Source organism: Terriglobia bacterium (assembly GCA_032252755.1).
Lineage (GTDB): Bacteria > Acidobacteriota > Terriglobia > Terriglobales > Acidobacteriaceae > JAVUPY01.
Genome location: JAVUPY010000019.1, coordinates 1 through 6094, shown reverse-complemented (window position 1 = coordinate 6094; position 6094 = coordinate 1). Strand labels below are relative to the sequence as shown.

Annotated in this window: 4 protein-coding genes; 2 read left to right on the top strand and 2 right to left on the bottom strand. The window is 57.2% G+C overall.

All coding sequences use genetic code 11. The features are described from left to right. Positions 1 to 1202, bottom strand: a 1202-nt coding sequence (locus tag ROO76_03890; protein MDT8067286.1) for a S41 family peptidase, incomplete at its 3' end; no start/stop codon positions are given. Next, on the bottom strand, positions 1199 to 3832 hold the full coding sequence (locus ROO76_03885) for a CHAT domain-containing tetratricopeptide repeat protein (protein ID MDT8067285.1): 2634 nt from the start codon (positions 3830 to 3832) through the stop codon (positions 1199 to 1201). The genes ROO76_03890 and ROO76_03885, both read right to left, overlap by 4 nt. Before the next feature lie 410 nt (positions 3833 to 4242). Between ROO76_03885 and ROO76_03880 the strand changes: the two genes are divergently transcribed. Both ROO76_03880 and ROO76_03875 read left to right on the top strand, forming a co-directional pair. Next, positions 4243 to 4461: a hypothetical protein gene (locus ROO76_03880; protein ID MDT8067284.1), complete on the top strand. Its 219-nt coding sequence runs from the start codon at positions 4243 to 4245 to the stop codon at positions 4459 to 4461. A 303-nt stretch (positions 4462 to 4764) separates the two neighbouring features. After that, positions 4765 to 5853, top strand: coding sequence for an IS5 family transposase (locus tag ROO76_03875; GenBank protein MDT8067283.1), 1089 nt, complete (start codon positions 4765 to 4767; stop codon positions 5851 to 5853). Positions 5854 to 6094: the final 241 nt, after the last annotated feature.

The window sequence follows — 6094 nt, the reverse complement described above, 5'->3', positions numbered from 1 at the left end:
AGTTCGTCTGGTTCCATCGGCGTTCCTTCCAGCACCAGCCCGTTCCATGTGTAGTACGCCCCCGTTGGCATCGCCAACCGAAATCCCTTGCCGACTTTGACGGAAGTTGCGGAGAGGAGACGACCAGCCGTTTTCTCCCCGTCAATTGTGGCGAGGTGATTCTCTCGCGCAAACGCGACAATCATTTCCGCGGCGCTTGCGGTGTGGCGGTTCACCAGGAGAACGACCCTCCCATGAAATGATTTCTCGCCCAACCCCTCGGTTTGAAGCACAATGGGCTTTTTCGTCATCATTGCAGGCCCAAACTGCAAGGCAAGCCGCCACAGGGTTTTGGTTGAAGACGGGATTTGTGAGAATCGATGGAAACTGCGTTTCTCTGATTCGAGATTAGCTGTGACACGGCGCCTGTCGAGCGCAAAGCCAACGGGAATTTTGTTGGGCGTGATCATGCTCATTACACGAAGCGCGCCGATCCCTCCGCCGGTGTTGCCACGCAGGTCGATGATGAGGCTATCGGCCGCGCCCAGCTTCTCGACGGCGCGGGAGATCTCGTTCGCAACCTCGACCCCAATCATTCCCGGAAACATTGCAATCTTCAGGTAGCCCAACCCGTCACCGAGCTGCCGCGCCTCGACGAGCGTGGGCTCGATGAAGTGGAGTTTCTTCCCCTTGGGCCGCGCTACCTCAACGGAAACAGTGCGTCGCTGGTCGCTTCTGTCTACAAATTCCACACTTGTTTGCTTGCCCATAGCGAATACGGGATGTTCCGGCGGAGTCATCTCCCGGCCATCGACATTGAGAAGGATGTCCCCAGGTTCAATGCCGGCGTTCGCTGCTGCTCCTCCTGCGTGGACATCCTGAAAAATCCAGCGTTTTCCATAAGGTGTCTCGTCTTCAAGATAAGTTGCGCTGAGTGCAGCCCGGCTCGACGCTCTGCGGGCACTGCTGTGAAAGAAGCCCAAATGGGAGGTGTGCAGTTCCGACAACAAATCACCCATGGCCTTCTCAAATGTGTCCGCGGCGCCAGAGCTCTCGATCAAAGGCCGGTGCCGCTCCACGGCGGCCTGCCAATCGCCAGTCAGCCTTTCAGGCGAATAGAACCGCTTGCGCAGAGCGGCAAGGACGTTTTCGAGGATTGCGTGCCGGTCACGCAGTGAAAGTTGTATAGGCAATGTTGCGCTCGCAGCCGGCTTCAATGTCATCGGGTGCTCCTGGACGAATTTGTCGATTTTGTCGCGCTGAAAAGGCTGCCGCTCGGTTCGCCGTCGAGTTGGAAGCCGGCCCAATAGTACGGTGGCGCGCCCGTCTTGAGCATTTCGAGTTGCGCTTGCCTGAGTGCCTCTGCCTTTCCCTCGTGACGGCCGAGGTGCTCGTAGAAGTTGGCCATCAGTCGGGCGGTCGCGTGATCTTCAAGTTCCCAAAGCGTTGACACGACGCTCTGAGCGCCCGCCTCAACGAATGCATTCACGATGTTTTCCACACCCTCCTCGCCCACTGGCCCTATGCCGGTGTCACAGGCCGAGAGTGTGACAAGATCGGCATTGATACGGAGGTTTCTGATCTCGCGCACCTGGAGAAGACCGTCGTTCTTGGCCGGATTCTCCGGAGCGAAGACAAGCGCGGAACGATCTGAGATCTCGGAATCGACATACCCGTGAAGAGCCAGGTGAATAACGTTGTATTGGCTCAGCGGAAGCTGCTTGAAGTTTGTCTCCGTCGCTCTCGCGCCCAAAAGAATGGTGCTGGGCTTGGGGAGGTCGGTTGCAATGTTCTCAACCTCCTGCCGGCTCTCGGGCAGTGCGACAAACTCGCGCTGTTCGGGTCCAGAAATGGCCCGGCTAATGCGCGCAAGGAACGTGGCCTGGGGAGCTTTCGATGTCCATGCCGCGACTCCAACATACGGAAGATCGTCTCGAATCACCTGATCGGATCGATGCCTGAGCATACTGAACACGGTTCCCGAGGGCGCGACCGTGACCAGATGGGAAATCAGAATGTACTGCCCGGCATTCACCAAAGCAGAGAATGGCAGAAGGTGGAGCTTGCCATCTGGCACCACGATCAAATCCTGCTTCTCCTTGAATTCCGGGATTGCGCCGAGCAGCCCGTCGTAGAGCCGTTGCCCGAGAGCAGGGTCCGTCGTCTGTTGCTTCAGAGTGGAGCGATACTCCGTCGCTTCCTTCTCCAGCAGGTCTCTTGGCGGGAGACTGTACCGGCGGACTGAATTGCGTGTCACGGCGAGCGCGTAGGAGTCTGGATCATCCAGCACATACTCGACAAGTAGCTCAGATGCCCGCAGGCTGTGCTGAAGTTCGCTCAGTGCGACAGGCACCGGCGCCGGATCGTTTGACAATGGCTCCGTGCCGAGCTGCTGTTCGGTGCTGTAGATCGCTTCGAGAATGTGCGCTCTGGAACCCGAATCGTCTGTGTTCAGCAATTGGATATTGAGCTTGGTGAGGTTCTGTTCGGTGGCATCGGGTTCATGCGGCAAAATGACCTCATGATGTGAGAGACCTTGAGCTTCCACCCGACCGCGCGCTCGCTCAATTGCTCGGAAGGCGTCCACTGTGCGGCCCTGGTTGCTTAAAGACACAAAGTATCCCGCGTACACGATGCTGAGATCATTCAGCAATTGGCGCTCAGCGGTCGGCGTGGGAACTTTGCTGAGGAGCGCATCCAAGAGATCCGCGCTTTTCTCATACAGTTCGTTCGATGCCTTTGTGTTGCCAAGGCGGGCCATGATCTCTGCCTTGATCGCGAGATCCCTTGGAACGAAATACAACTCGTCGGGGATGCGCTCGTTGGACGCAATGGCTTCGTTGATTGCGCTCAATGCCGGTTGCAATGCGCCTTGATGCAGGTACGCCGTTGCGAGTGAACCGTCTACCTGGGTCAAGCCGCGCCAATACGAAAGTTGCTTGGCGTATTGAACTGCTTGACCGTAGTCGGACACCGCCTGATCCCATTGGCCCATTCGCTCGTAGACGCCAGCCCTGGTTTGGTAAAGCTCATAGAGATGCCCGGCAAGGTGGTAGCCGCTCACTCGCTGCATCTCTTCGCCTGCCAGCGCCAGCGCTTCCCTGTTCTCTCCGAGGCCGCTGAGAGCCTCGATTTTTGCGGTAATGGCAATCGTCGGGTACGCGGCCCCGTGAGTCTTCCCGGCAACTTTGATGGCCTCATTGAGCGGTCCAAGGGCTTCCTGGTACTTGTGCATTTCCACCAGGCCCGCGCCATACATACTGGCGTACCGAATGTGGGCGCCGGGATCGGCGGCCTTCGCAACCATCCATGCCTTGACCACATTCTTTTTGGCAGTTGCCATGTCGCCGAGCAAAAATGCCGCAATCCCTTGCTCGCCCATTGCTCTGGACGCCAGCAGATATTGGTGCTGGCGCAGTGCCAGTGCCTCCACATCTGCCCATGTCTTCCTCGCCATCCCGGCGTCATAATTCACTTCAAACATCCCAAGAATGGTCAGGATGCGAAGACGTGTTTCAGGATCCTTCGCTTCCGGGAGATCCAGATCCTTTCGAAGCAGGGCAATTTGGCTTGGGATCGAAGTGGAGGATTCGCTATGTGCCGGCATTTGGCTGACACGCGCGTAAAGGGCCTTGGAGAGCTGATGCCTTTGAATGAATTCCTGCTCGGCTTGCCGGTAAAGAGGTTCTGCCTCAATCCAACTGTTGAGCCACGACATCTCATCGGCTCGCTTCAGCAGCTCCTCTGGAGTGTCGAAACTTGACTGCCGGAAAACTTGATACCCGACAACACTCAGAAGGACGGCAAGCAGCAAGCCAGTAGCAATGCGAAAGGTGGGAGAGGCGATTCGCATAGCGCCCGATCACTTTGGCCCCTATACTGCCATATCATCGCTTGCAAATCAACATATCTCGCCATAAACCATTGAAAATATTTAACCTACGTTCTCTCGGCCCATCTCAACGATCTACCCTGGGCTCAGCTCAAGAGAAATCCACATTGCAGTTTCGCCTTTTCTTCTCCTATACTGGCACTCGTGTTCAACCTTCCACAAACTCGGCACTGCGACTTCACGATCCGCTGCAAGAAGTGCGGTGAGAACATCCCGGCTCCGGTAGGCACCATGCCGGATTCGTGGATTGCCGCACAGTGCCCGCTTTGCGGAGAGAAGAGAAACTACCTTCCATCTGAGATTTTCCAAGGCAAACTCTCGCACAGACTTGGTCCCAAACCGGTGCGAACCGCGGTGCACTGATGGGCGAGATGAAGCGAGCCATTGCGCGCGAACGTGAGGCCTGGGCGGAGCAAATGCAAGAGCAGACGCGCATGAAGTCGACACTGGTCATTGCCGCCGCGATCATTGCGGCGGTTCGTCTAGCCCGTGACCCGGATATCAGCCGACCTTCTCCTCGTCTCACCGCCGTGGTGTCCGAAAGCGTGAGTCTGGCACGCATGATTTTGGACCGAGTGGGCAGACAGTGAAGTGCTAGCCTCAGTTCATGTGCGGGCGGTACGGGCGGAGAGCGGACAAGCAGCGGATCGCAGAGTGGCTCCCTAGGCGTCCCCTATCGAGCAGCAAAGCAGCGCGTCGATGGAACTGACGATTGTGGGACCGATGCGGTCGCTTTTCATCTTCGAATTCCTGTCGAAACCAATATCGTTTCGTCAGACGTCTTGCCTGAAGAAAGTACCGTGGATCTCCTCCACGTCCAAACCTGCTTTAGGAGCTTGTTGAAATAGGTACCCTGTGTGCATCGTTGCACGTGAGCTATTCGTCTTATAAGCATGCGTGGAGACGAGCGAGTACAGGAGGGGATGTTCAGCTATGTTTCGTTGGAGCAGCGTGTGCCGCAAGATCATCCGCTGCGAGCGGTTCGCAAGCTGACGGATACGGTGCTTCGGAGTTTGAGCCCTGAGTTTGATGCGTTGTACGCGGACTCGGGGCGGCCATCGATCGCGCCGGAGTACATACTGCGTGCGCTGTTGTTGCAGGTGTTCTACTCGGTGCGTTCTGAGCGGTTGCTGGTCGAGCAGATCGATTACAACCTTCTGTTTCGCTGGTTTGTTGGCCTGGGCATGGACGACGCGGTATGGAACCACGCTGTGTTCTCGAAGAATCGCGACCGACTGTTGACCTCCGATGTGGCGCAGCAGTTCTTCGCCGAAGTGAACAAACAGGCTAAGCGGTTCATGTCCGACGAGCACTTCACTGTCGATGGAACGCTGATCCAGGCATGGGCCTCGCAGAAGAGCTTCCGCTCCAAGGATGGCGGCGATGACGGCGACGGCACGGATTTTCATGGCCAGAAGCGGAGCAACAAGACTCATGCATCGACCACCGACGCCGATGCGCGGCTGTACAAGAAGAGCTACGGCAAGGAGTCGAAGCTGAGCTATCTGGGTCATGCGCTGGTGGAGAACCGCAACGGCCTGATTGCCGCAGCGATGGTCACGCACGCCGACGGTTATGCCGAGCGAGACGCGGCGCTCTTGATGCTCGCGCGAAAGCAAGAGGATCGCTCACGCCGCATCACGGTCGGTGCAGACAAGGCTTACGACAGCAAGGATTTCGTGCGCACGGCGCGGGAGTTGAACGTGACACCCCATGTGACCAAGAACGACAAGGGCCGCAGCAGCAATCTGGACCGCAGAACTACACGGCAGCCTGGGTATGCCATAAGCCTGAGCCGGCGATGGCTGGTGGAGAAGGGCTTCGGATGGCTCAAGCAAACCGGCCCGCTGCGCCAGGTCAAGTTACGAGGTCCGGAGAAAGTGGACTGGCTGTTCGTGTTCAGTTGCGCGGCGCACAACTTAATCCGACTACCGAGACTCATGGCTCAACCACCGACAACACTTAGGGAGCAGTGTGCCTGAGCAACCGCTGCGTGCCTCGGGGATGTTCCCCGCAGGCCAGAAAACCCCCATAAACACTGGCTAATCGCTCATTTCGAACAGATTTCAACCGGGCAAAGACGCCACTGCTGTCCGGTTTAATCGAGCGGTGCATCCTTTAAGCTCATCGTCATGTGTGATTTGCGGTGATTTTGGGGTGTCCACGATTTGAATTGCGTGCCGCTCATTTGCGATGCTTTCGGGATTCGACGACCGGGAGTGC